This is a genomic window from Glycomyces niveus (assembly GCF_017592475.1).
In the GTDB taxonomy this organism is placed as follows: Bacteria; Actinomycetota; Actinomycetes; order Mycobacteriales; family Micromonosporaceae; genus Glycomyces; species Glycomyces niveus.
The window spans coordinates 79,862-103,708 of the sequence record NZ_JAGFNP010000003.1; the positions used below are offsets into that span (position 1 = coordinate 79,862).

At 70.6% G+C, this 23,847-nt stretch carries 23 protein-coding genes; 2 read left to right on the forward strand and 21 right to left on the reverse strand.

Annotation, left to right across the window (positions count from 1 at the left end; genetic code table 11):
• Window positions 1-117: 117 nt before the first annotated feature.
• The 7 genes from J5V16_RS06135 to J5V16_RS06165 form a co-directional block, all read right to left on the reverse strand.
• Window positions 118-1,125, reverse strand: a complete 1,008-nt coding sequence (locus tag J5V16_RS06135) for a HEAT repeat domain-containing protein (protein WP_208495212.1) — start codon at window positions 1,123-1,125, stop codon at window positions 118-120.
• A 4-nt stretch (window positions 1,126-1,129) separates the two neighbouring features.
• Entirely contained in the window at window positions 1,130-1,789 is a 660-nt protein-coding gene (locus tag J5V16_RS06140; protein WP_243900862.1) for a HEAT repeat domain-containing protein, read from the reverse strand.
• Window positions 1,790-1,843: 54 nt separating this feature from the next.
• Complete coding sequence (locus J5V16_RS06145; RefSeq protein ID WP_208495213.1) at window positions 1,844-2,281, reverse strand: type II toxin-antitoxin system VapC family toxin; 438 nt, start codon at window positions 2,279-2,281, stop codon at window positions 1,844-1,846.
• Window positions 2,278-2,598: a FitA-like ribbon-helix-helix domain-containing protein gene (locus J5V16_RS06150; RefSeq protein WP_208495214.1), complete on the reverse strand. Its 321-nt coding sequence runs from the start codon at window positions 2,596-2,598 to the stop codon at window positions 2,278-2,280. The genes J5V16_RS06145 and J5V16_RS06150 overlap by 4 nt, the downstream gene beginning before the upstream one ends.
• Before the next feature lie 35 nt (window positions 2,599-2,633).
• On the reverse strand, window positions 2,634-4,139 hold the full coding sequence (gene miaB / locus J5V16_RS06155; RefSeq protein WP_307792880.1) for a tRNA (N6-isopentenyl adenosine(37)-C2)-methylthiotransferase MiaB: 1,506 nt from the start codon (window positions 4,137-4,139) through the stop codon (window positions 2,634-2,636).
• Between the two features lie 64 nt (window positions 4,140-4,203).
• Window positions 4,204-4,578 (reverse strand): cupin domain-containing protein, encoded by a 375-nt coding sequence (locus tag J5V16_RS06160; RefSeq protein WP_208495215.1) that lies wholly within the window; start codon window positions 4,576-4,578, stop codon window positions 4,204-4,206.
• Between the two features lie 150 nt (window positions 4,579-4,728).
• Window positions 4,729-5,775 carry an aldo/keto reductase gene (locus J5V16_RS06165; RefSeq protein WP_208495216.1) on the reverse strand — a complete coding sequence of 349 codons (1,047 nt, stop codon included), beginning with the start codon at window positions 5,773-5,775 and terminating at the stop codon, window positions 4,729-4,731.
• A gap of 90 nt (window positions 5,776-5,865) precedes the next feature.
• Between J5V16_RS06165 and J5V16_RS06170 the strand changes: the two genes are divergently transcribed.
• The gene (locus J5V16_RS06170) at window positions 5,866-6,477 is read left to right on the forward strand and encodes a TetR/AcrR family transcriptional regulator (protein ID WP_208495217.1); all 612 of its coding nucleotides are present in this window, start codon (window positions 5,866-5,868) and stop codon (window positions 6,475-6,477) included.
• 110 nt (window positions 6,478-6,587) lie between these two features.
• Here J5V16_RS06170 and J5V16_RS06175 read toward each other — a convergent pair whose 3' ends face one another.
• The 14 genes from J5V16_RS06175 to hemE all read right to left on the reverse strand — a co-directional run bounded on the left by J5V16_RS06175 (window position 6,588) and on the right by hemE (window position 22,375).
• Window positions 6,588-6,893 carry a DUF4279 domain-containing protein gene (locus tag J5V16_RS06175; protein ID WP_208495218.1) on the reverse strand — a complete coding sequence of 102 codons (306 nt, stop codon included), beginning with the start codon at window positions 6,891-6,893 and terminating at the stop codon, window positions 6,588-6,590.
• A gap of 372 nt (window positions 6,894-7,265) precedes the next feature.
• Window positions 7,266-7,694 (reverse strand): type II toxin-antitoxin system VapC family toxin, encoded by a 429-nt coding sequence (locus J5V16_RS06180; protein ID WP_208495219.1) that lies wholly within the window; start codon window positions 7,692-7,694, stop codon window positions 7,266-7,268.
• Window positions 7,691-7,945, reverse strand: coding sequence for a type II toxin-antitoxin system VapB family antitoxin (locus tag J5V16_RS06185; protein WP_208495220.1), 255 nt, complete (start codon window positions 7,943-7,945; stop codon window positions 7,691-7,693). The genes J5V16_RS06180 and J5V16_RS06185 overlap by 4 nt, the downstream gene beginning before the upstream one ends.
• A gap of 126 nt (window positions 7,946-8,071) precedes the next feature.
• Entirely contained in the window at window positions 8,072-9,082 is a 1,011-nt protein-coding gene (ilvC, locus tag J5V16_RS06190; RefSeq protein WP_208495221.1) for a ketol-acid reductoisomerase, read from the reverse strand.
• Window positions 9,083-9,100: 18 nt separating this feature from the next.
• Window positions 9,101-9,622, reverse strand: coding sequence for an acetolactate synthase small subunit (gene ilvN / locus J5V16_RS06195; RefSeq protein WP_205324813.1), 522 nt, complete (start codon window positions 9,620-9,622; stop codon window positions 9,101-9,103).
• The gene (locus tag J5V16_RS06200; RefSeq protein WP_208495222.1) at window positions 9,622-11,478 is read right to left on the reverse strand and encodes an acetolactate synthase large subunit; all 1,857 of its coding nucleotides are present in this window, start codon (window positions 11,476-11,478) and stop codon (window positions 9,622-9,624) included. The genes ilvN and J5V16_RS06200 overlap by 1 nt, the downstream gene beginning before the upstream one ends.
• A gap of 226 nt (window positions 11,479-11,704) precedes the next feature.
• Window positions 11,705-14,467, reverse strand: a complete 2,763-nt coding sequence (locus J5V16_RS06205) for an EAL domain-containing protein (RefSeq protein WP_208495223.1) — start codon at window positions 14,465-14,467, stop codon at window positions 11,705-11,707.
• Window positions 14,468-14,604: 137 nt separating this feature from the next.
• A complete protein-coding gene (locus tag J5V16_RS06210; RefSeq protein WP_208495224.1) occupies window positions 14,605-16,551 on the reverse strand; it encodes a hypothetical protein in 1,947 nt (648 codons plus the stop codon).
• Between the two features lie 105 nt (window positions 16,552-16,656).
• Window positions 16,657-18,501, reverse strand: coding sequence for a dihydroxy-acid dehydratase (gene ilvD, locus J5V16_RS06215; RefSeq protein ID WP_208495225.1), 1,845 nt, complete (start codon window positions 18,499-18,501; stop codon window positions 16,657-16,659).
• Between the two features lie 83 nt (window positions 18,502-18,584).
• Complete coding sequence (locus tag J5V16_RS06220) at window positions 18,585-19,010, reverse strand: S24/S26 family peptidase (RefSeq protein ID WP_208495226.1); 426 nt, start codon at window positions 19,008-19,010, stop codon at window positions 18,585-18,587.
• Window positions 18,997-19,200 carry a hypothetical protein gene (locus J5V16_RS06225; RefSeq protein ID WP_208495227.1) on the reverse strand — a complete coding sequence of 68 codons (204 nt, stop codon included), beginning with the start codon at window positions 19,198-19,200 and terminating at the stop codon, window positions 18,997-18,999. Before J5V16_RS06225 ends, J5V16_RS06220 begins: the two co-directional genes overlap by 14 nt.
• Window positions 19,201-19,202: 2 nt before the next feature.
• Window positions 19,203-19,916: a hydrogen peroxide-dependent heme synthase gene (hemQ, locus tag J5V16_RS06230; protein WP_307792881.1), complete on the reverse strand. Its 714-nt coding sequence runs from the start codon at window positions 19,914-19,916 to the stop codon at window positions 19,203-19,205.
• Between the two features lie 12 nt (window positions 19,917-19,928).
• Window positions 19,929-21,338: a protoporphyrinogen oxidase gene (hemG, locus tag J5V16_RS06235; RefSeq protein WP_243900863.1), complete on the reverse strand. Its 1,410-nt coding sequence runs from the start codon at window positions 21,336-21,338 to the stop codon at window positions 19,929-19,931.
• On the reverse strand, window positions 21,335-22,375 hold the full coding sequence (gene hemE / locus J5V16_RS06240) for a uroporphyrinogen decarboxylase (RefSeq protein ID WP_208495228.1): 1,041 nt from the start codon (window positions 22,373-22,375) through the stop codon (window positions 21,335-21,337). Before hemE ends, hemG begins: the two co-directional genes overlap by 4 nt.
• Window positions 22,376-22,631: 256 nt before the next feature.
• Here hemE and J5V16_RS06245 point away from each other — a divergent pair, with 256 nt between their 5' ends.
• Window positions 22,632-23,846, forward strand: coding sequence for a ribonuclease D (locus tag J5V16_RS06245; RefSeq protein ID WP_307792882.1), 1,215 nt, complete (start codon window positions 22,632-22,634; stop codon window positions 23,844-23,846).
• The last annotated feature ends 1 nt before the right edge of the window (window position 23,847 follow it).

The window sequence follows — 23,847 nt, forward strand, 5'->3', positions numbered from 1 at the left end:
CGCATCTCGGACGTCACCGGCCAGCCCACCGAGTGGGTGGTCCCCCCAGGAGAAGCGGACTTAGCCTCCCCCACCAAGACGCCCATCGGCTGCGAGGCCGGTGGGTTTTCGTTGTATTCAGGCGCCGCCTTGGGCATCGATCACACCTGCCAGCGCCGCGGCGGTCCGGGCCACCGTTCGGTCCTCGTCGTCGTCGAGGCCGCGCAGCATCACCAGGGCGATCGCGCTCGGCAGCTCGGCCAGGGCCTGGACGAGGCGCAGGCGGGCAGGGGTCGGGGCGGCGGGGTCGGACAGTTCGGTGGCGAGGGCGCGCTTGATCGCTTCGGCCCGCTTCGGGTCGGATGCCAACGCGCCCAGCACCTCTGCCGCGTCCACATCGTTCGCGCCTTCGACGATCATCGTGACCAGGACCGGCACCGCCGCGGTGGAACCTCGCGCTCCGAGGGCCAGCGCCGCGTGCCCGCGCACTTGCGGGTCGAGGTCGGCGAGCGCGCTGCTGAGCGCGGCCGCCGGATCCTCCCCAGGGAGGTCCGCGAGGACTCGGACGGCGCGGCGGCGCACGGCGGGGTCCGGGGAGGCCAAGCCGGGTGCGAGCGCCGCGACCACGTCCTCGCCCGCTCGCGCCAGCGCCCAGCGCAGGGCGCCGGCGACATGCGGATCGGCTTCGGCCAAGACCGCTTCGGCCAGCACCGGCGCGGGCACGTCCGCTTCAGGGGAGAGGACGGTCTGCTGTCGTCGTGCGGCGTTCGGGGAGCCGAGGCCGCGCAGGAGCTCGACGATCCGAAGCACGGATTCCCACTCGTCCGGTGCGGACGAGTCGACCGCGCGGAGGCGTTTGAGGAGTTCTTGCTCTCGGGCCAGGCGCCGCTCGGTCTCGCGGATGAGGTCGCCGATGAGCGCGGACGGGGCGAATACGGGGTCATCGAGGACCTGTCCGATCTGGCGCAGGGACAGGCCCAGGGTCCGCAGGGATTCAACATGGAAGATCCGTTGGATGTCCGCTTCGGCGTACTCGCGATATCCACTGACGGTGCGACCGGTGGGCCGCACGAGACCCAGGGACTCGTAGTGCCGGAGCATCCGGGCGCTCACGCCCGAGCGCCGCGCGACCTCACCGATCAGCATCGTCTCAGCCTTCCGGGCCGAGCGCGTAGACGCGCTTGGCCTCCTTGATGTCGAGTTCGAACGCGGCGTCCGGGTCCGCGAGGAGCCGTTCGGTGGCCTTCGCGTGCGCGGCGACGACCGGGTCGCCGCTTTCCTCGGCCCGCTTCAGGACCGGTTCGACGGGCTCGCCGAGCGCGATCAGCGACCGGCTCAGGCTGAGCTGCACGTCGCGGCCGCCGCGGCCCAACTGCGATGCCAGCGTCTCGGCCAGACCGGGCTCCTCCCCTTCGGGGACCACGGCGACGGCGGTGCGCCACGCGGCGCGGGCGACCTCGTCGTCCGGGTCCCGCAGCAGTTCCGGTGTCATCGCGGGCCAGGCCCGGACGTCCCCGATCTTGGACAGGGTGTGCAGCGCTTGGCTGCGCGCCTGGGAGACCGGCGACTCCACTTCGGCGAGCAGGCGCGGGACGGTGAGGTCCGGCGGGAGCCGGGTCAGAGCCCAGGTGAGCATGTCCCGCACGTAGAAGTCGGGTTCGACCGCGCAGCGGGCCATGAGCGCGTCGAGCAGCGCCGGGTCGGGATCGGTGCCGATCGCGAGCGCGGCCTTGAGCCGCGTTGACGAGTCCTTCGCGGCCAGCGCCGCTGTGAGCTGGGTGTTCGTGGTTGCCGTGTCGATGGGGACCACCTCCTGGACACCAGTGAACGCCTTGACACCGTGTCAATGTCAAGCATCGGTGATCTAGACCAGGGTGAAACCGCGGAGTTCGGCCACGGCGGCCTGCTCCTTGTCGCGCGAGGCGAACGCGTACGGTTCGCCCGCGGCGAGGTCGGGGAGCAGGAGTGTGGCGGTGGCGATGTGCCAGGCGTCCATGGCGCGGATGCCGTGCGTGGCGACGATCTCGAAGGCCTCGCGTTCGACTTCCTCCTGGGGCGCGGTGATGACGGTGATCGGGCCGTCGGGGCCCGTGTCGGCGCGCCAGATGTCGAGCAGCTGGTCTTTGTCCCGCCGTTTGGCGCGGGCGGTGCGCACGAGCGCGCCAGCGACCTCGATGCGGGTCCAGGAGCCCGTGACCACGACGATGTCGGGGTCGCGCAGGAGCTTCAGCGCCTCGCGGTGGCCGCGCTCGTCGGGCAGGTACGAGCGGGCCAGGACCGACGAGTCGGCGTAGACGATCACAGGAGGCGGTCCCGGTCCTCGTCGAGGATCGAGTCGAGGACGGGGCCGACGCCTCGCATGGCGTCGAGCACGCGGGCGCGCAGCGCTTCGACGTCGCCTGAAGGCGTCGCTTCCTTCGCGATCTTCAGGTGCGGGGCGAGCATGCCGAGGGCGGCGGCCTTCGCTTTCACCTTCTCGGTCTCGGTGCGGCCGTCGGTCTCGCCGATGACGGAGAGGATCTCGTTCGCGATCGCGTTGACCGACCGGTGCTCACGCTTCGCCCGTTCGGTGAGGCGAGCGTGGAGATCGTCGTCAACACGCAAGAGCAGCTGTTTCATGACTCGATGATAGCACTCACAGGGAGGTGATATCACTAGCAGGCGCAGCCGGGCCCTTCCTGCTTCGGAAGCGGCTTCCGGCCGATGCCCGGCATGCCGAGGCTGACGCCGGGGAGCTTGGTGGCCTTGCCCGCAGCCCAGGCGTCGCCCGCCTTGGTGGCGCGGTGGGTCAGGACCTCGCCGTCGGCGACCAGGTGGTGCGGGGCGCCGTAGGTGACGACCGTGGTGACGACGTCGCCGGGGCGCACGCCCTCGGCGTTGCCGGTCGGGTCGGTCTCGCTGGGCGTGACCGCGAAGTGGACGAGGCGGCCGTCGCGGGCGCGGCCCGAGAGGCGGCCGGTGGCGGCGTCTTTACGGCCGTCCCCGACGGTGACGAGCACTTCGACCTCGGTGCCCTCGAGCTTGCGGTTCTCCTCCCAGGAGACGCGCTCCTGCAGGGCGACCAGGCGCTCGTACCGCTCCTGCACGACGGCCTTGGGGATCTGGTCCTCCATCGTCGCGGCCGGGGTGCCGGGGCGGATCGAGTACTGGAAGGTGAAGGCGCTCGAGAAGCGGGCCTTCTCGACCACGTCGAGGGTGGCCTGGAAGTCCTCCTCGGTCTCGCCGGGGAAGCCGACGATGATGTCGGTGGTGATGGCCGCGTCGGGCATGGCCTCGCGGACGTCGGCGATGATCTGCAGGTACTTCTCGGAGCGGTAGGAGCGGCGCATCTCCTTGAGGACCCGGTCCGAGCCGGACTGGAGCGGCATGTGGAGCGAGTGGCAGACGTTCGGGGTCTCGGCCATCGCCGCGATCACGTCGTGGGTGAAGTTCTTCGGGTGCGGGCTGGTGAAGCGCACGCGCTCCAGGCCCTCGATCTCGCCGCACGCGCGCAGGAGCTTGCCGAACGCGAGCTTGTCGCCGAACTCGACGCCGTACGTGTTGACGTTCTGGCCCAGGAGGGTGACCTCCGAGACGCCCTCGTCGACCAGGGCCTGGACCTCGGCCAGGATCTCGCCGGGGCGGCGGTCCTTCTCCTTGCCGCGCAGGCTCGGCACGATACAGAAGGTGCAGGTGTTGTTGCAGCCCACGGAGATCGAGACCCAGCCGGAGTAGGTGGAGTCGCGCTTGGTGGGGAGGGCGGAGGGGAACGTCTCGAGGGACTCGAGGATCTCGACCTCGGCCTCCTGGTTGTGGCGGGCCCGCTCCAAGAGCACCGGCAGCGAGCCGATGTTATGGGTGCCGAACACGGCGTCGACCCAGGGGGCGCGCTTGACGATCTCGCCGCGGTCCTTCTGTGCGAGGCAGCCGCCGACGGCGATCTGCATGTCGGGGTTCTCGCGCTTGGCGGGGGCGAGGTGGCTGAGGTTGCCGTACAGCTTGTTGTCGGCGTTCTCGCGCACCGCGCAGGTGTTGAACACGACCAGGTCCGGCGCGGCGTCCGCTGCGACCGGCACGTACCCGGCCTCTTCGAGCAGGCCCCCGATGCGCTCGGAGTCGTGCACGTTCATCTGACAGCCGTACGTCTTCACCTGGTACGTCTTCACCGCTTGGTCAACCACCCACCTAGCTTAACGAGCGCCCGCGAGCGCCCCCATCGAGCGACCGGTGCTCACTGCCACAGCGTCAGCCCGCCGCCTCCATGTTCTTCGTGACCACGGCGACGGTCTTCTGCATCTCGTCGGTGGGGCTGAACTCGATGAGCTCGGTGTCCTTGTAGATGACGGGCGTGTGCCCGGGCCCGACGTGGTAGGCGTCCCCGGTCGTGAAGGTCTCCTCGCCGTCGGCGGTCTTGTAGGTGACCTTACCTTTGAACACGTAGCCCCAGTGCGGGCACTGGCAGCGGTCGTCGGGCAGGCCCTTGAAGAACTCGGTGAGGTCCGCGTCGGCGGTGTACGTCTCGAAACCGATGGTGTAGCCGGTGTCGAGTTCGGTGTAGTGGCCTTCGAAGCCCTGGTCGGAGATGGTCTCCGCAGCTTCGGCCTTCGATGTCTTCGGCATGGTTGCCCCTCCTCCGGATGTGGTCGGAGCGCGCGAAGCGACGCGCTGCGCGCGTTCCTGCTGGCGGTTGTCCCGGGGGTACGCCTCCATCATCGGCCCGCGGGGAGGGGCCGGGCGTCGATCGGTGAAAATGCCCGGCCCCGTTCGCGCTCACTCGGCCGCGGGGACGAGCGGCGGGTTGAGGCGGGCGAAGCCCTCTTGGACCTCGTACGGGTAGTAGGGGTAGGGCGCGGTGCGGGCGCCGGCCTTGTCGAGGCGGGCGACCTGCTCGGCGGTGAGCTCCCAGCCGATCGCGCCGAGGTTGTCCTGGAGCTGGCGCTCGTCGCGGGCGCCGATGATGACCGAGGCGACGGTGGGGCGGCGCAGGAGCCAGTTGAGGGCGATCTGCGGGACGGTCTTCCCGGTCTCCTCGCTGAGCTGGTCGAGGACGTCGACCACGTCGTAGAGGAGGCCGTCGTCGACGGGCGGGCCCCACTGGGCGGTCTCGTGGAGGCGGCTGCCCGCCGGGAGCGGCCGCCCGCGGCGGATCTTGCCGGTGAGGCGGCCCCAGCCGAGGGGGCTCCAGACGACCGCACCGACGCCCTGGTCGTGGCCGAGGGGCATGAGCTCCCATTCATAGTCGCGGCCGACCAGCGAGTAGTAGACCTGGTGGGCCGCATAGCGGGTCCAGCCGTGGGCGTCGGCGGCGGCGAGGGACTTCATGAGCTGCCAGCCCGCGAAGTTCGAGACACCGATGTAGCGGAGCTTGCCGGCCTTCACGAGGCCGTCGAGGGCGGCGACGGTCTCCTCGACGGGCGTGCCCGCGTCGAACGCGTGTAGCTGGAACAGGTCGATGTAGTCGGTGCCGAGGCGCTCGAGGGCGTCTTCGACGGCGGTGATCAGGCGGGCGCGGCCGGTGCCGGCGTCATGCGGGCCCTCCCCCGTCGGCAGCCCGGCCTTCGTGGAGATGAGGGCCCTGCCCCTGCGGCCCTTGAGGGCCTGGCCGAGGACGCGCTCGGATTCGCCGTCGGAGTAGACGTCGGCGGAGTCGAACATGGTGACCCCGGCGTCGAGGGCCATGTCGACCATGCGGCGGGCCTGGCCGGCGTCCGCGTCACCCCAGGCGCTGAAGAGCGGGCCGCGCCCGCCGAAGGTGCCCGCCCCGAAGCTGAGGGCGGGGACGTGGAGGCCTGAGGCGCCGAGCCTGCGGTATTCCATGACGGATCCCTTCTAAAGGTTCTGGAGTTCCGTTAAGAACTTCGACTAAGCTAGCCCATGAACCGCCTTTAACGCAACTGGAGTCCCGTTATGAGTGACGAGCGTCCCGACCCCGGCACCGTCAGGCCCGGCGGCCGCACCGCGAAGACCCGGGAAGCCGTCCTCCGCGCCGCCGGCGACGCCCTCGCTGAAGACGGCTTCGACCGCCTCGACCTCGCCGAGATCGCCCGCCGCGCCGGCGTCGGCAAGACCACCGCCTACCGCCGCTGGGGCACCGTGCCCGGACTCGTCGCCGACCTCCTCACCGAGATGGCCGCGGAATCCCTACCACGCACCGAGACCGGCACCCTCCTCGGCGACCTCACCGCCCAGGCCCGCCTCGTCCAGTCCACATTGAGCGACCCCCGCCAGGGCCCGCTCTTCAAGGCCCTCATCACCGCCGCCGCCTGCGACGCCCAGACCGCCGACGCCCTCCACCGCTTCTACCGCACCCGCACCGACGAATGGGCGCCCTGTGTCACCGCCGCGATCGAACGCGGCGAGGTCCCCGCCGGGACCGACCCCCACGAGGTCATCCGCGCCGTCTCAGCGCCCCTCTACTACCGCCTCCTCGTCGACGGCGGCCCCATCGACCAGCCCACCGCCGACCGAGCCGCCCGCGCAGCCCACACCGCCGCGAAAGCAGGAGCCTTCACCTCCTGATTCCGGTAACGCCGCGACCGCTCCCACCTGCATCCCACCGTGCTCAACCTCCGATCGGCTCCGACATTCGCCGCCTAAGACATCGGCTGCGAGCGCCGCAATCGGCGTCCTCAGTCGACGTACAGGTCGACGTCGACCGCGGCATCGATTTCAGCCAGGAAAGACTCCCGCATGCGCAAGGCCCTCACGAAGAGCCGATCGATGAGGGCCTCAAGCGGCATTTCGCGCTCGCCGAGTTCCCGGATCTCCCACGAATGCTCCTTCGCGGGAATCGGGAAAGCCGCTTCCGGCCGAATCTGGCCCTTGCCGCGGGCACTGTCTGGCGCGACGCCGGCAAGCGCGGACATCGCTTCGACCGTCACTGTCTGGCTGAAGGCCCTCAAGGCAGCCCGGCGGGGGAACTCGATGTCGCCCATGATCTGCACCTCTCACTAATGGCGCGGGCCCGAATCTCAAGAAGGGCCCCGACCCGAACCATCTCCTCAGCCTGTCCAGCGGTGTTTGACTGGGTAACGCCGACCCCGGAGACCTCAAGCTCCCACGAGCAGTGCACCGTAACTCGCCATCGAAACCGTCCCTCATGCAATCGATCCGGATCTTCGGCTGATCACCGCTTGAGCATTCTCCGCTGTGCCTACGCCAAAGGCCGGGAACCGCTGTGCGGTTCCCGGCCTTTTCGGTGCTGTTGAGACTCAAGCGCTCTCGGTGCTGATCACATGGATCGCTCCGCGGCTACGCCGTCTCGGTGATCTTGCGCTGAACCCAGCGGCAGAACGAAACCGACGCATCTACGCGGTGGCGTCCGGCAGCGGCCGGAGAACGCCGATGTCAGTCTGGACGAAGTCGTCGCCGACGCAGAGGATCGGCCAGTCGAGTTCGGCAGCGACACCGTAGACGATGCAGTCGCCGAAGTTCAACTTGGCCGGATGCCGCCCTTTGCCGAACCGGCGCCATGATTCGAGTGCTCGTTCGGCCGACTTGGCTGTCACATCGACGATATCGATCTCTGCGTCGCGAACGAACCGGGCTGCGATCCCGGTCTCGCGCGGACCAAAACGAGCCTCCAAGACCATGCCGAGCTCAAGGTAAGTCGCCGCGGGCATGACCGCCGCGGTTGTCTGGGCGAGCGCGTCCGCCAGCCAGTCGGCACCGGGCTCTTCGCTCAAGATAGCAACCACGGCGGAGGTGTCCACGACGAGAAAATCGGCTTCGGTCACGTGGGCAAACCGTCCTCGTCGTATCCGAGGACTTCATCGGCGGCGCGGTCGTCGACGATCGGCAGTTGCCGCAGCTCGGCACGCAGCGAGTCGAGTCGGTGGTGGATGCGCCGGGAGCGGGTGCCGTGCACCTGCCGCTCCAGTCGTTCGCGGATCGCCGTCTCCACGGCCTCGGTCAGAGATTCGCCGGTGGCCGCGACCAGCTCGCGCGCGAGCTGGTCGGCCGCCGCGCTCTTGATGCTCAGCGCCATGTCCACCATTCTACCTTCCTTTCTAGAAAGATAGAACCTGATCATCGTGCCGAGTTTCCGGACGCCGAACACTAAGGAGCCGGGAGTTGCTTCGCGACTCCCGGCTCCTTAGTGTTTTATACCGTTTTAGGCGGTTTCGGTAATAGCCCTCTGGACCCAGGGCATCAGAGCGCGCATCTTGGCGCCGGTCTCTTCGATCTGGTGGTCGGCCTGCTCCTGCTGGAGCTTCTTGTAGTTCTCGCGCTTCTCGGACTCGGCGACCCATTCCTTGGCGAAGGTGCCGTCCTGGATCTCGGTGAGGATGCGCTTCATCTCGGCCTTGGTCTCGGCGTTGACGACGCGCGGGCCGCGGGTGAGCCCGCCGTACTCGGCGGTGTCGGAGACGGAGTACCACATGTTGGCGATGCCGCCCTCGTAGATCATGTCCACGATCAGCTTGAGCTCGTGCAGGCACTCGAAGTACGCGGCCTCGGGAGCGTAGCCCGCCTCGACCAGGGTCTCGAAGCCGGCCTTGATGAGCTCGGCGGCGCCGCCGCACAGCACGGCCTGCTCGCCGAACAGGTCGGTCTCGGTCTCTTCCTTGAAGGTGGTCTTCAGGACGCCCGCGCGCGTGCCGCCGATCGCCTTCGCGTAGGAGAGCGCCACGGCCTGCGTGTCGCCCGACGGGTCCTGCTCCACCGCGATGAGCGCGGGGACGCCCTTGCCGTCCACGAACTGGCGGCGGACCATGTGGCCCGGGCCCTTCGGGGCGACCATGGCGACGTTCACGTCCGCCGGGGCCTGGATCAGGTCGTAGCGGATGTTGAAGCCGTGGCCGAAGAACAGGCTGTTCCCGGCGGACAGGTTCGGGGCGATCTCGTCGGCGTACAGCTTGGCCTGCACGGTGTCCGGAACGAGGATCATGATGACGTCGGCCCACGCGGCGGCCTCGGCCGGGGTGAGCACCTTCAGGCCCGCCTCCTCGGCCTTCGGGCGCGACTTCGAGCCCTCCTGCAGGCCGATGACGACCTCGACGCCGGAATCGCGGAGGCTCAGCGAGTGGGCGTGGCCCTGCGAGCCGTAGCCGAGGACGGCGACCTTCTTGCCCTGGATGAGGGCCAGGTCGGCGTCGTCGTCGTAGAACACTTCAGCGGACATGTACTGCTTCCTTCGTTACTAGCTGTTCGGAGAGACGTATCGCGACAGCGACGCCATCGACTTGGCGCCGCGCCCGAGCGCGACCGTCCCCGACTGGACGAGCTCCTTGATCCCGAACGGCTCGAGGACTTCCAGGAACGCCTCGATCTTGTCGGAGTTCCCGGTGACCTCGAAGGTGACCGTGTCGGGTGTGACGTCGACCGAGCGGGCTTTGAACAGCTCGGCGGCGGCGATCACCTGGCCGCGGGTGGCGGCGTCGGCGCGGACCTTCACCAGCAGCAGTTCGCGCTGCACGGAGGAGCCCGCTTCCAGTTCCACGATCTTCAGGACGTGGATCAGCTTGTTGAGCTGCTTGGTGACCTGCTCCAGCGAGCCCGCCTCGACGTCCACCACGATGGTGATGCGGCTGACGCCGGGGTGCTCGGTCTCGCCGACGGCGAGGGAGTCGATGTTGAAGCCGCGCCTGGAGAACAGGGCGGCCACGCGGGCGAGCACGCCCGGCTTGTTCTCGACGAGGACTGAAAGGGTGTGGGTGCTCATCAGATCTGCCCCTCGTCGTCGAAGTTCGGGCGCACGTCGCGCGCGTACAGGATCTCGTCGTTGGAGACGCCTGCCGGGACCATCGGCCACACCATGGCGTCCGGGCCGACGGTGAAGTCGACCACGACCGGGCGGTCGTTGATCGCGTTGGCCTGCTTGATGACCTCGTCGACCTCTTCGGCGGTTTCGGCGCGCAGGCCGACGCAGCCGAGGGCCTCGGCGAGCTTCACGAAGTCCGGCACCCGCGGCGAGGCCTCGGAGTGGTGCGTGGACAGGTTGGTGTTGGAGTAGCGCTGCTCGTAGAACAGGGTCTGCCACTGGCGCACCATGCCCAGGTTGCCGTTGTTGATGACCGCGACCTTGATCGGGATGCCCTCGACCGCGCAGGTCGCCAGCTCCTGGTTGGTCATCTGGAAGCAGCCGTCGCCGTCGACCGCCCACACGGTGCGGTCCATCTCGCCCAGCTTGGCGCCCATGGCCGCCGGGACGGCGAAGCCCATGGTGCCCAGGCCGCCCGAGTTGAGGAACGTTCCGGGGGTCTCGTACTTGATGAACTGCGAGGCCCACATCTGGTGCTGGCCGACGCCGGCGGTCCAGATCGTGTCCGCGGGGGCCAGCTCGCCGAGCCGCTGGATCACCCACTGGGGGGTCAGCAGCCCGTCGTCGATGTCGGTGTAGCCCAGCGGGTACCGGCCGCGCAGGTCGTCGAGGGTCTCCCACCAGGTCTTCAGTCGCTCCTTGCCGCCGTCCTCGTAGGCCTCGATCATCGCGGCGATGGCGGCCTTGCAGTCGCCCACGATCGGCACGTCCGCTTCGCGGTTCTTGCCGATCTCGGCCGGGTCGATGTCCACGTGGACGATCTTCGCCTCGGGGGCGAACGTCGCGAGCTTGCCGGTGACGCGGTCGTCGAAGCGGGCGCCCAGGGCCACCAGGAGGTCGGCCTTCTGCAGCGCGTGGACCGCGGGCACCGTGCCGTGCATGCCGGGCATGCCCAGGTGCTGCGGGTGCGAGTCGGGGAAGGCCCCGCGCGCCATCAGGGTGGTCACGACCGGGGCGCCGGTCAGCTCGGCGAGCGCCAGGAGCTCGGCGTGCGCGCCGGACTTGACGACGCCGCCGCCCACGTACAGCACGGGCTTCTTGGCCTCGGCGATGAGCGCGGCGGCCTCGCGGATCTGCTTGCCATGCGGCTGCGTCGTGGGACGGTAGCCCGGCAGGTCCATCTTGGGCGGCCACACGAAGGGGGCCTCGGACTGCAGGATGTCCTTGGGGATGTCGACCAGGACCGGGCCGGGGCGGCCGGTGGCGGCCACGTGGAAGGCCTCGGCCAGCACGCGCGGGATGTCCTCCGCGTCGGTCACCAGGTACGAGTGCTTGGTGATCGGCATCGTGATGCCGCAGATGTCGGCTTCCTGGAAGGCGTCGGTGCCGATGGCGGAGGACGCGACCTGGCCGGTGATGGCCACGATCGGGATGGAGTCCATGTGCGCGTCGGCCAGCGGGGTCACCAGGTTGGTCGCACCGGGGCCGGAGGTGGCCATGCACACGCCGACCTTGCCGGTGGCGAGGGCGTAGCCCTGCGCGGCGTGGCCCGCGCCCTGCTCGTGGCGGACGAGGACGTGGCGCACCTTCTCGGAGTCCAGGAGGGGGTCGTAGGCCGGGAGGATCGCGCCGCCCGGGATGCCGAAGACGGCCTCGACCTCGAGCTCTTCGAGCGCGCGGACGACGGCCTGCGCGCCGGTGAGGACGGGGGCGGCGGAAGCGCCGATGGGAGGAGCCGGCTTGGGGGCCTTCGGCCTGGCGGGCTGAGCTTTGGCAGCCTGCGGCCCTGGCTTCGGTGCCTTCACTGGTGTGCTCATGTCCTTCGTCCAATAGGGAGATGTGGCTGGTTCGACATGCGGTGTCGTTCCCCGGGCAGAAAAAATCGCCCGCGTGCTAGACGCACGGGGCGAGCGCACCGTCGGAGAACGACGGTGCGCTAGATAAGTACTACGACGAGCGGCCGCGCGGCGGGCGCGGTCGCGATGCTCAGGTCGTAGTTCTGCTTCGGCACGCTCCCCAGGATGCACGATTCCGGCCCGTGAGTCAACTTTTCTCAGACTCCGGGACGTCGTTGGGCGTGTCGCCGGAGGTGTCGGCTTCCGTCGGCACGACCTCGGGTTCGATCACGTCGACGGGCGCGCGCTGGGCGGTCAGCGCGGGCGGCTGCGCCCGCGGGTCGTCGGCGAGCCAGCGAGTCAGGTCGTCGGGTTCCATCGGCTTGGCGAGCAGGTAGCCCTGCACGAGCGGCGCTTTGGCGGCGATCATGGCGTTGAGCTGGGTGTCGGTCTCGACGCCTTCGGCGATGACCTCCATGCCGAGGATCCGGCCGAGGGCGACGGTGATGGCGGCGAGGGGGCCGACGCCGCCGTCGTCCTTGGCGATGAGGTCGCGGTCGATCTTGATGATGTCGACCGGTAGGCGCTCGAGCTGGCCGAGGGAGGAGTAGCCGGAGCCGAAGTCGTCCAGGGCGATCCGCACGCCCGCGCCGCGCAGGGCGCTGAGCTGGGCGACGAGGGTGTTCAGCTGGTGGGAGAAGTCGTGCTCGGTCACTTCGAGGACGAGGCGGCGGGCCGGCACGCCGGCGGCGATGAGGGCGGTGTTGACCTCGGTGGCGAACAGGTGGGTGTGGAGCTCCTTGACGGAGACGTTGACGGAGATCCAGGCTTTGATGCCGGCGGCGGACCAGGCGGCGAGCTGTTCGGCGGCGCGGTTGACGGTCCAGACGGCGAGGTCCTGGGTGAGGCCGGACTCGGTGGCGGCGGGGATGAACTCCCCGGGGCTGACGTGGCCGAGGCGGGGGTGGTGCCAGCGCATGAGGGCTTCGGCGCCGACGATGGAGCGGTCGGCGGTGGAGAAGACGGGCTGGAAGACGAGGCGGAGTTCGTCGCGGCGGATGGCGCCGCGCAGTTCCTGGGTGAGCTCGTTCTTGCGGCGGACCTTGCGGTCGAATTCGGCGTCGTAGGTGGCGTGGCGGTTCTTGCCGGCCTGCTTGGCGGCGCGGAGGGCGAGGTCGGCGTTGCGGAGCAGGATCTCGGGGTCGCCGAAGCCTTCGGCGGCGGTGGCGATGCCGACGGAGCCGGTGGTGAAGACCGTGGACTCGTCGTGGAAGTCGTAGGGTTCGCCGAGGCGGGCGACGAGGGCTTTGGCGGTGGCGACGGCTTCGGACCAGCTGGCGCGCAGGAGGATCGCGAACTCGTCGCCGCCGAGGCGGGCGCCGACGTCGGTGGGGCGCAGGAGTTCCTTGATGCGGCGGGAGACTTCGACGAGGAGTTCGTCGCCGAAGTCGTGGCCGCGGGTGTCGTTGACGTTCTTGAAGCCGTCGAGGTCGAGCAGGAGCAGCGCGGTCTCGTGCTCTGCGGCGCTGACGCCGTCTTCGAGGCTCTGGAGGAGCGCGCGGCGGTTGGCGAGGCCCGTGAGGGGGTCGGTGTAGGCCATGCGGGCGAGTTCGGTCTCGAGGCTCCTGCGGGCGCCGACGTCTTCGACGCGGGCGACGAGGCCGCGCACCTGGGGTTTGCCGCGCAGGTCGGTGACGACGGTCTCGGTGTGGCGCCAGCGGCGGGCGGAGTCGCGGACGCGGAGGTTGAGGGAGACCTGGTTGGAGTGGCTGATGCCGTCGAGGAGGGTGCGGAGGTCTTCTTCGGCGGAGCGGCGGTCGTCGATGTGGACGAGGTCGAGGAAGGACGCGCCGATGCAGCCGCCGGAGTCGGTGGAGGGCCGCCAGGCGGAGTCCTCGGGGTGCCAGGTGACGGTGAGGTCGGGGTCGAGGACGAGGACGGTGTCGGAGGCGACGCCGACGATGGCGGAGAGCTTGCGCTGGCGGGCGGCGGCTTCGCCGGTGACGCGGCGGACGTCGAAGTAGGTGAGGACGAGGCGCGCGGCGAGGGCGCCGGCGGCGGCGAGGGCGAGGAGCGCGGCGTCGAGCGGGAGGGCGCCGGCGTAGGCGCCGTTGAAGAGGACCGCGGCGGCGGCGAGCCCGGCCGCGCCGCCCATGACGGCGTAGTGGACGCCGGGGTAGTTGGGCTTGTCGATGGGGGCGGGCTTCTGGGTGCGGGCGAGGTAGGTGACGCCGAGGAGGGCGGCGCAGGTGGCGACCCAGGCGACGGACCACCACAGGATGCGCACGTCGGGGCGGTCCCACTGCCAGGTGGTGAAGGTGGCCATGCCGGTGGTGTGGACGGCGAAGACGGCGAGGTAGGCGAGGGCGTGGCGGCGGCGCCAGCGCTGGATGCGGAAGGTGGTGGTGACTCCGACGCCGAGCATCACGATGCCCATCATGGACGGGATGACGATGGCGAGGTCGCCGTCGGAGAGGTGCCCGCGGTACTGCTGGAAGAGGGGCCGGGCGAGGAGGAGCCAGAACGCGAAGAGGAAGCAGAGGCCGACGAAGGCGCCGTCGACGAGGCGGCGCTGCACCGCTTGCGGGTCCCAGCCGTTGTCGGGGAGGCGCAGGAGTGCGAGGGACCAGAGGACGACCGCGGCGCTGAGGACGATGCCCGCGGCGAGGTCGCCTGCGCCGCCGGGGAGCCAGCAGGCGGCCGCGATCCCGGCGGCGATGGACTGGATGCCTGCGGCGAGGAGCTGGTAGGTGACGCGGCGGCCGGGGGCGATGCGTCCGGCGGCGCGCCACATGAGCAGGCCGGCGCAGGCGGCGCCGATGCTGCCGAGGACGGCCGCGGAGGCGGGTTCGATGCGCTGGAGGCCGGAGTGGACGCCTACGACGACGGCGGCGGTGAGGACGGAGCACCACACGGCGGCGGTCGCGAACCACGACAGCAGCTGCCGGACGCGGCGGGGGGTTGGCGCCATCCACTGACCCAATCGTAGGAAACCTCGTGCTTAACAGGATGCCGCATCCTCGTACCGATCCGTATCGGCCCCTCCGAAAGTGCATGAGGCGGTGCCGCGGGCGGGGACAGGAGTCCGACTTTGGCCGGGATCGGGGCTTACGCGCCCCGTCCGTCGGCGGCGGTCGGCGCGCCGAGCGGTGCGGCGAGGGCAGTCGGGGCCGTTTCGGCGGGCAGGGATTCACGGAGTCGGGTGAGGGCGGCGCGGACGGCGACGGCCTGTTCGGCCGCTTCTCGCTCCTTGAGTTCGGCGTCGTTGCGGGCCTTGACGAGGGCGGCGCGGGCGTCGGCGAGCTGCTCGTCGCGGCGGGCCCGCTGCTGGGCGGCTTTGGCGGTGTCGCGGCGGTACATCGCGATCGGGAAGAGCGCGGCGAGGACGAAAATGGCCGTGGCGAACCACTGGCCCGGGATGAGCATGAAGAGGCCGACCAGGATGAGGCCCGCGGCGATCGACACGGTGAGCGGCTTCGAGGGTCCGGCGGTGTCGAAGGCCTGGTCGATGCGGCGTTGGACGACGGCGAGCTGCTCGGGGTCGTGGCCGTCGCTGGTGACCGCGATGAGTTCGCCCCGGCGGCGCACGGTGACGGTGGGCTTCTCGGTGGTGTCGAGCGCGGCTTCGATGCGGTCGAGGCGCTCGCGGAGGACGGGTGCGGCGAGGCCGAGTGCGATGCGGCGCAGCGGGATCGGGGTCCCGGGGTCGAAGAGGTCGCGGCGGACGAGGTCGGCCAGTTCCCCGGCCGGGTCGGCCCAGGAGCGCCGGTCGCCTTCGCGCCCTTCGGAAGACGGGTCGAGCTCGGCCATCTGCCGGACCAGCGGCAGCTCGGCCGCACTCGGCTCATCGATGAGTTCCTGAAGGTATGAGCGCCAAGCGGTGTCGTCACGGTCGGTGGACTCGTCGAGCGCCGGTTCGCCGTTCCCGGCCCCCACCGCAATCGTCGGGTCGTCCAGGGCGGCATCGGTCCCGAGTGGTCGGGTCAAAGCGGCGGTGCCGGTGGTGATCGGAGCGCCCGCAGCCTCGGCTGTGCCGAGCGCACCGGCCGGTTTGACGGTGCCGGAGCCGGAAAGGAACGCAGCGCCCGCAGCCTCAGCCGTGCTGAGCGCACCAGCCGGCGCTGCGGTGAGGATCGAGTCGTCAAGCGGCGGCCCGCTCGCGGCGTCGACTTCGGCTCGGGCTTCCTGCTCAGGTGCGGCGGTGAGATGGGCGTGCAGGGCCTTCAGCGCTTCGAGCTGCGTCGGCCGCTGCTTGTCGATCGCGCTGAACTGCGCGATCGCCTCGTCCCAGGCGGCGAGTGCTTCGTCGTCGAGCGCGTCGGGGTCGAACCGCTCGGACAGCAGCGAGACGATCTGCGCTTCGGCGCCGGAGCCGAACTCCCCCATGGCCACCTGTTCCCACAGTGTCCGCCACACTCGGGCGATCTGGCCGGGTTCGGCTGCGCCGAGGTCGGCGGGCTCGCTCAGCAGACGCAGTGCGGCCGCGTCGATGAGGGCGGGCTGGTCGAAGCAGCGGCCGATCGCGAGGCTGAACAGCTCGGTCCGGACCGCGTCGCGCTCGCGCGCGGCCTCAAGGCCCGTTTTGAAGTCCGCGAAGGCGTTCCCGGCGCTCCGCTGCCGCGGCGCCCGGTCACGCAGCACCAGCGGCAGCACGGCGGCCGCAGCGGACGGCAGCCAGTAGCCGGGCACGTCCTCGAAGCCGCGCAAGACCGGCTCGCGGCCCTCCGCGAGGGCGCGCACGGTGTTGCGGATCTCCTTGCGCGCCTGGTACTCGTCGAACTCGACCTGCTGGAACCGCAGCTCGGTCCAGCGGAACAGGGTGTCGAGCCGCGAGTCCATGCGGGCGGCGGTCGAGGAGATCCGCTGGTCGAGCTCGGCTTCCGCGGCCCGGCGTTCCCGTTCGATCCTGCGGGTCCGCGCGCGCTGCTGCTCGATCGCGGCTTCCTGGGCCCGCTCGCGCCCGGAGTCCGTCCAGTACCAGGTCTGCATGGGCTCGCTGGTGTACGAGTAGTCGCTGGAGTACGAGGTGTCGCCTGACGAGTAGCTGTCGCTCATTGCGGGCGCTCCGGGGCAGAGGGAACCGTGGGCCGCTTCATTGTGCCCGGAACGCGCCAACGGCGGGGTCCCCATGCGGGGACCCCGCCGTTGGCGGCCTAGCGCTTAGTTCACTTTGCGGACCGCGCCGTCGCTGGCCGGCGTGGCCATCGCGGCGTACGCCTGCAGGGCGCGGGAGACCACGCGGTCGCGGTCGACCGGCGTGTAAGGCTGCTCGCGCTTCTCCTGGGCCACACGGCGTTCGGCCAGGACCGAATCGTCGACCTTCAGCTCCAGCTTCCGGGCCGGGATGTCGATCTCGATGATGTCGCCGTTCTCGACCAGGGCGATCAGGCCCTCGCCCGCGGCCTCGGGGCTGACGTGCCCGATCGAGAGGCCGGAGGTGCCGCCTGAGAAGCGGCCGTCGGTGATCAGCGCGCACTTGCGCCCCAGGCCGCGGCCCTTGAGGAACGAGGTCGGGTACAGCATCTCCTGCATGCCGGGGCCGCCCTTGGGGCCCTCGTAGCGGATGACGACGACCTCGCCCTCGACCACGGACTTGTCGAGGATGCCCTGCACCGCGTCGTCCTGCGACTCGAAGACGTGGGCCGGGCCGGTGAAGGTCCAGTTCTCCTCGGGCACGCCCGCGACCTTGACGACGCAGCCGTCCTCGGCGAGGTTCCCGAACAGGACCGCCAGGCCGCCGTCCTTGGTGTAGGCGTGCTCGACGGAGCGGATGCAGCCGTCTTCGGCGTCCGTGTCCAGGGTCTTCCAGCGGTTCGAGGTCGAGAACGCCTGCGTGGTCCGGACGTTGCCGGGCGCGGCGTGGTACAGCTCGATCGCCTCGGGCGCGGGCGACTCGGCGCGGATGTCCCACTTCCCGAGCCATTCGGCCAGGGTCGGGGCGTGGATCGAGCCGACGTCCTCGTGGAGCAGGCCGCCGCGGTAGAGCTCGCCGAGGATCGCGGGGATGCCGCCGGCGCGGTGCACGTCCTCCATGTGGTACTTCGCGGAGTTCGGGGCGACCTTCGACAGGCACGGGACGCGGCGCGAGACCGCGTCGATGTCGGCCACGTTGAAGTCCAGCTCGGCCTCGCGGGCGGCCGCGAGCAGGTGCAGGATCGTGTTCGTGGAGCCGCCCATGGCGACGTCGAGCGCCATCGCGTTCTCGAAGGCCTGCTTCGTCGCGATCGAGCGCGGCAGGACCGACTCGTCGTCCTGCTCGTAGTAGCGGCGGGCCAGGTCCATCACGACGCGCCCGGCCTCTTCGAAGAGGGCGCGGCGGGCCGTGTGGGTGGCGAGGGTCGAGCCGTTGCCCGGCAGGGACAGGCCCAGCGCCTCGGTGAGGCAGTTCATCGAGTTCGCGGTGAACATGCCCGAGCAGGAGCCGCACGTCGGACAGGCGTTCTCCTCCATCTGGCGCAGCTGCGCGTCGGAGACGTCGTCGTTCGCGGCGGCGATCATCGGGTCGATGAGGTCGAGCTTCTGCGTGACGATCCCGTCGTTGTCGATCGTCTTGCCGGCCTCCATGGGCCCGCCGGAGACGAAGACGACCGGGATGTTCAGGCGCAGGGCGGCCATGAGCATGCCGGGGGTGATCTTGTCGCAGTTCGAGATGCACACGAGCGCGTCGGCGCAGTGGGCGTTGACCATGTACTCGACCGAGTCGGCGATGATCTCGCGCGACGGCAGCGAGTAGAGCATCCCGGAGTGGCCCATCGCGATGCCGTCGTCGACGGCGATCGTGTGGAACTCCTTGGAGACGCCCCCGGCCGCGGCGATGGACTCGGCGACGATGTCGCCCATGTTCTTCAGGTGCACGTGCCCTGGCACGAACTGCGTGTACGAGTTGGCGATGGCCACGATCGGCTTGCCGAAATCGGAGTCGGTCATGCCCGTTGCGCGCCACAGCGCGCGAGCGCCCGCCATCTGGCGGCCGTGAGTGGAAGTACGAGAACGAAGCGCTGGCATGGATCAAGTCTGCCACGTCCCGAATGGCGGGAAGACGCGCCCGGAACTTAGGACTCCCTAAGGTAGCCGCAGGTGGGCGCGGGTCAGAACGAGCGTATGACTGAACCAACGATCAGGTTCCCAGGGCACGGCCCGTGCCGGCGCGAGTCCTCCCCCACCGGATTGTCCGAGAGCAGGAAGTAGTGCCCGGGCGGGACGGGTCCGCCGGAGCCGGGCATGGCCTCGCCCGGCCCGGCTGCGACGCGTTTCACCCACCACGGGGCTTTGGCCCTGGTCGCCTCGGCCCAGCCGAGCTGCGGATCGGGCGCGGCCACCACGACGATGTCCCCGGTCGCGATCCGGCGCGTGCGCTTGGCCAGCACTTCCTGGCCGTCGCGCAGCGCCGGCTCCATCGAGACGCCCTCGACCTTGACGAGCAGCCAGCGGCGCCGCAGCTGCCGCACCGACTCGGCCATGAGCGCCGCGACGACGACCAGCGCGACGACGAAGAACCAGTTAGAAGAGGTCATCGATGCCGCCGTCGTCGGGCTCCTCCGGCCGCTTCTTGCGGAAGCGCTCGAACACCGAGAACGAGGTCAGGCCCAGCGCGGCCGTCATCGCGAGGATCGCGTACAGCGCCGCGACGATCAAGAGCCCGATGAACGCGAACTGGACGATCAGCAGGCCGCCGAACCCGGCGGCGGCTCCGTCTGCCGGCACCACTACGGCAGGTCGTTGATGATGTCGGTGATGCTGCGGCGCTTGCCCGTGAAGAACGGGATCTCCTCGCGGACATGGCGTCGCGCGCCGGAGGCGCGCAGCTCGCGCATGAGGTCCACGATCCGGTGCAGCTCGTCGGCCTCGAAGGCGAGGATCCACTCGTAGTCGCCGAGGGAGAAGGCCGGGACGGTGTTGGCGCGCACGTCCGGGTAGTCGCGGGCCATCTGGCCGTGCTCGCGCAGCAGGTCGCGGCGCTCCTCGTCCGGCAGCAGGTACCACTCGTAGGACCGCACGAACGGGTAGACGGACACGTAGCCCTTCGGGTCCTCGGTGAGGAACGCCGGGAGGTGGCTGCGGTTGAACTCGGCGGGGCGGTGCAGGGCCATGTTCGACCAGACCGGCGCGAGGTGGCGGCCGAGGGCGGAGCGTCGGAAGTCCGAGTAGGCCTTCTGCAGCTGGTCGCTGGATTCGGCGTGCCACCAGACCATGAGGTCGGCGTCGGCGCGCATCCCGGTCAGGTCGTAGGTGCCGCGCACGGTCACGCCCTGGTCGCCGCAGTGCTTCGTGAAGAACGCCTCCGTGTCGCTGGCGAGGTCCTGCCGGATCGGGGGCATGGGCTCCTCGACGCGGAACACCGACCACAGCGTGTAGCGGATGGTCTCGTTCAGTTCCCTGATCCGCTGCGCGTTCGGATTGTTCCCCTGGTGTTCAGCCACGTTGCGGCCCTTCTAGTGCGAGTGCGTCAACTGTTCTGCGATGGTAGTGGCCGCCTTCTGGCCCGACGCGATGCACGCCGCGATGCCGACGCCGTCGACGGCCGCGCCGGCGATGGCGATGTTCGGGTGCGCCGCGAGCGCTTCGCGGGCGGCGGCGATGCGGGCGACGTGGCCCGGCGTGTACTGCGGGAGTGCCCCGCCCCAGCGGTCGATGCGCTGCTCGACGGGTTCGGGCAGGCGCTGGCCGAGGTGCTCGCCGAGTTCGCGCAGGGCGGTCTTGGCGAGGGTGGCGTCGTCGTACTGGAGCAGGGCCTCCTCGCCGAGGCGGCCCATGGAGACGCGCACGATCTGGCGGCGGCGGCCCAGGTGCGGCCACTTCTTGCTGGCGAAGGTGGCGGCCTTGACGGTCTTGCCTTCCGATGCGGGCGTGAGGAACCCGGAGCGCTCAGGCAGGTCGACCTTGTCGAATGCGAAGGCGGCCAAGGCGACCGAGGCGTAGGCGACGCCCGATAGGGCGGCGGCGGCCTGGGGTTCGACGGCGCGCAGGAGCACGGCGGCCGGCGACGCGGGCACGGCGAGGATCACGGCGTCGGCGGTGATCTTGATCGGGTCCGGTACCGGTCCGGCGATGACCTCCCAGCCGTAGGGGGTCTGGCGGAGTTCGCGCACGGTCATGCCGAGGCGCACTTCGGCGCGGGCAGTGGCGGAGGTGGCGGTGACGAGCCGCTCGAGGCCGCCGTCCACAGTGGCGAACACGGGTCTCCGCGGAGCATCGGTGGGCGGCCGCTTGATCTCGTTGACCGCATCCGTCAGGCGCGCATGGCGTTCGAGCGCGGCGGCGAGCTGCGGCATGACGGCGCGCACGGAGAGCCGGTCGACGTCGCCGGCGTAGACGCCGCCGAGCATCGGGGCGACGAGCCGGTCGAGCACCTCGTTGCCGAGGCGCGAGCGGACCAGCGCGCCGACGGACATGTCGCCGCCCGCTTCGAGGATCGGGAGGCCGTTGTCGGGGCGCTCCTTGGCGTTCGCGATGGCCGCGACGTCGGCCGGGTCGCCGGGGATGCCCATCATGTGCCCGGCCGGGAAGTCGAGGAGCTCGCCCCCGATGCTCAAGGCGGGCTTGGCGTCGGAGGGGTAGACGAGCGCGTCGCCCAGGCCGACGGCCTCGGCCAGCGCGATGGCCTCGGGCCGGGCGGCGAGGAGCGATTCGGCGCCGGTCTCGACCGGGCGTCCGGCGAAGTCGACGGTGTGGATCTTGCCGCCCAGGCGCATCGCCTGCTCGGCGACGATGATCTCGGCGTCGGGACCGAGGAGGTCGCGGAGGTGGTGCGCGGCGGCGAGGCCGGTGATGCCGCCGCCGACGATGAGGACCCGGGTGCGGCCGGGCGTGCCCGTCACGCGGGCGGGCGTCATGGGGCTCATCGGGCGGTGGCCTCGTGCACGTGGTCGACGACGAGCTTGAGCTTCGCGGGGTCGGTCTCGGGGAGGACGCCGTGGCCGAGGTTGAAGATGTGGCCCTTGGCGCCCTTGGCGGCTTCGAGCACGGCGTCGGTCTCGGCGATGAGGGCGTCGTCGTCGGCGAGGACCACGGCGGGGTCGAGGTTGCCTTGGAGGATCTTGTCCGGCAGGCGCTTCGCTGCTTGGTCGAGCGGGATGCGGAAGTCGACGCCGCTGACTTCGGCGCCGGTCTCGGTCATGGCTTCGAGGAGGTGGCCGGTGCCGACGCCGAAGTGGATGCGCGGCACGGACTGCGCGACGCCCATGAGGGCGGCGGTGGAGTGCGGCAGCGCGAAGCGGCGGTAGTCGGCCTCGGAGAGCGCCCCGGCCCAGGAGTCGAAGAGCTGCACGGCCTGCGCGCCGGCCTCGACCTGGACGCGGAGGAACTCGCCGCAGATGGCGGCGAGGCGGGAGGCGATGCCGTGCCAGATCTCGGGCCGGGACTTCATGAGCGCCTTGGTCTTCGCGTGGTCGCGGCTGGGGCCGCCCTCGATGAGGTAGGACGCGAGCGTGAAGGGCGCGCCGGCGAAGCCGATGAGCGGGGTGTCGCCGAGTTCCTTGACGAGCAGGCCGATGGCCTCGGTGATGTAGGGGACGTCGCAGGGGTCGAGGTTGCGCAGGCGCTTGACGTCGTCCTCGGTGCGGAAGGGCTCGGCGACGACGGGGCCGACGCCGGGGACGATCTTGACGTCGACGCCGATGGCGGCGAGGGGCACGACGATGTCGGAGAAGAAGATCGCGGCGTCCACGCCGTAGCGGCGGACCGGCTGCATGGTGATCTCGGCGACGAGCTCGGGGGTGCTGCAGGCCTCGAGCATGGTGGTGCCTTCGCGGACCTGCTTGTACTCGGGGAGCGAGCGCCCCGCCTGGCGCATGAACCAGACGGGCGTGTGGACCGGCGTCTCGCCGCGGCAGGACGCGAGGAACGGGGACGCTGTGGGGACCGCTGCTGCGTTGGACACGGGGCAATCCTTTCACGCCGACCGTGCGCACGCCCGCAGCGGCGAGTGCGATGTGGCCCGCACCGGAGGGGTCGCGTTCGGCGGCGTCCGGCTGCGATGTGCCCCGCACTCGCGCAGGGGGTGTGGCGGGGCACCCGTCCTGCGGCCGTCCATCATGGAGGTCAAATAGGGTGATTGACCCACTATCGGGTGGAAATCGGTCTCCAGCGCGGCGGGGCAGTAGCGCGCGCAGGTTACCTGGCCGTACGGTGAACGTGTGACCGATCCCCAGCCCGAGCCCGAAGCCGAACTCCTCACCGAGCCGCGTGAAGGCATGCCGCCGCTCATCCAGACCTCCGGCGAACTCGCCGAGGCCGCCGCGCGCATCGAGGCCGGGTCCGGACCCATCGCCATCGACACCGAGCGCGCCTCCGGCTTCCGCTACTCGGGCCGGGCGTACCTCATCCAGCTGCGCCGCGCGGGCGCCGGCTCGGTCCTGGTCGACCCCATCCCGATCGAGGACCTCGGGCCGCTGCGCCGCGCACTCACCGGCCCCGAGTGGATCCTCCACGCCGCCAGCCAGGACCTGCCGTGCCTGGAGGAGCTCGAGCTGCGGCCCGCGAAGCTGTTCGACACCGAGCTGGCCGCGCGGCTGTGCAACTTCGAGAAGGTCGGGCTCGCCTCGATCACCGAGCAGCTGCTCGGGTACCGCCTGGAGAAGCAGCACTCCGCGGCCGACTGGTCCTCGCGCCCGCTCCCCCACGACTGGCTCGTCTACGCCGCGCTCGACGTGGAGCTGCTCATCGAGCTGCGCGGCAAGCTCGCGGCCGAGCTCGCCAAGCAGGGCAAGGCCGTGTGGGCGGACGCCGAGTTCGAGCACGTGCGCCTCGCCGGCCCGCCGAAGCCGCGCAAGGAGCCGTGGCGGCGCACCTCCGGCATCCACAAGGTGCGCGGCGCGAAGGCCCTCGGCCGGGTGCGCGCGGTGTGGGAGGCCCGGGACAACCTGGCCCGCAAGCTCGACCGCGCCCCTGGCAAGGTCCTGCCGGACGCCGCGATCGTCGAGGCCGCCACCGCCGACCCGACCGACTTCGCCGAGCTGATGAGCCTGCCGGGGTTCCGGCGGCGCGGCGGGCGCACGAACGCGCGGCTGTGGCTCGCGGCCCTCGCCGACGCGCGCCTGGTCCCGAACGACGAGCTGCCGTCCACGACCCCGCCTCAGGACGGCCCGCCCGCGACGCACCGCTGGGCCGACCGCGACCCGGTCGCGGCCGAACGCCTCGCCGCCGCCCGCGAGGTCGTCACCGCTGCCGCCGAGCAGTACAACCTCCCCGCCGAGAACCTCATCGCCCCCGCGCTCGTGCGCGGCCTGGCCTGGGAGCCCCCGAAGAAGGTCACCGAGAAGCACGTCCGCACCATCCTCGCCGACGGCGGCGCCCGCGCCTGGCAGGTCGACCTCCTCGCCGAAGGCCTCGCCAAGGCCCTCGAGGCCTGAT

Excerpts from the sequence above, each read along its gene's own strand:
- J5V16_RS06135 (WP_208495212.1), bottom strand. The coding sequence starts at position 1,125 with ATGCTGATCGGTGAGGTCGCGCGGCGCTCGGGCGTGAGCGCCCGGATG.
- J5V16_RS06150 (WP_208495214.1), bottom strand. The coding sequence starts at position 2,598 with ATGAAACAGCTGCTCTTGCGTGTTGACGACGATCTCCACGCTCGCCTC.
- J5V16_RS06160 (WP_208495215.1), bottom strand. The coding sequence starts at position 4,578 with ATGCCGAAGACATCGAAGGCCGAAGCTGCGGAGACCATCTCCGACCAG.
- J5V16_RS06165 (WP_208495216.1), bottom strand. The coding sequence starts at position 5,775 with ATGGAATACCGCAGGCTCGGCGCCTCAGGCCTCCACGTCCCCGCCCTC.
- J5V16_RS06170 (WP_208495217.1), top strand. The coding sequence starts at position 5,866 with ATGAGTGACGAGCGTCCCGACCCCGGCACCGTCAGGCCCGGCGGCCGC.
- J5V16_RS06175 (WP_208495218.1), bottom strand. The coding sequence starts at position 6,893 with ATGGGCGACATCGAGTTCCCCCGCCGGGCTGCCTTGAGGGCCTTCAGC.
- J5V16_RS06185 (WP_208495220.1), bottom strand. The coding sequence starts at position 7,945 with ATGGCGCTGAGCATCAAGAGCGCGGCGGCCGACCAGCTCGCGCGCGAG.
- ilvC (WP_208495221.1), bottom strand. The coding sequence starts at position 9,082 with ATGTCCGCTGAAGTGTTCTACGACGACGACGCCGACCTGGCCCTCATC.
- ilvN (WP_205324813.1), bottom strand. The coding sequence starts at position 9,622 with ATGAGCACCCACACCCTTTCAGTCCTCGTCGAGAACAAGCCGGGCGTG.
- J5V16_RS06200 (WP_208495222.1), bottom strand. The coding sequence starts at position 11,478 with ATGAGCACACCAGTGAAGGCACCGAAGCCAGGGCCGCAGGCTGCCAAA.
- J5V16_RS06205 (WP_208495223.1), bottom strand. The coding sequence starts at position 14,467 with ATGGCGCCAACCCCCCGCCGCGTCCGGCAGCTGCTGTCGTGGTTCGCG.
- J5V16_RS06210 (WP_208495224.1), bottom strand. The coding sequence starts at position 16,551 with ATGAGCGACAGCTACTCGTCAGGCGACACCTCGTACTCCAGCGACTAC.
- ilvD (WP_208495225.1), bottom strand. The coding sequence starts at position 18,501 with ATGCCAGCGCTTCGTTCTCGTACTTCCACTCACGGCCGCCAGATGGCG.
- J5V16_RS06220 (WP_208495226.1), bottom strand. The coding sequence starts at position 19,010 with ATGACCTCTTCTAACTGGTTCTTCGTCGTCGCGCTGGTCGTCGTCGCG.
- hemG (WP_243900863.1), bottom strand. The coding sequence starts at position 21,338 with ATGAGCCCCATGACGCCCGCCCGCGTGACGGGCACGCCCGGCCGCACC.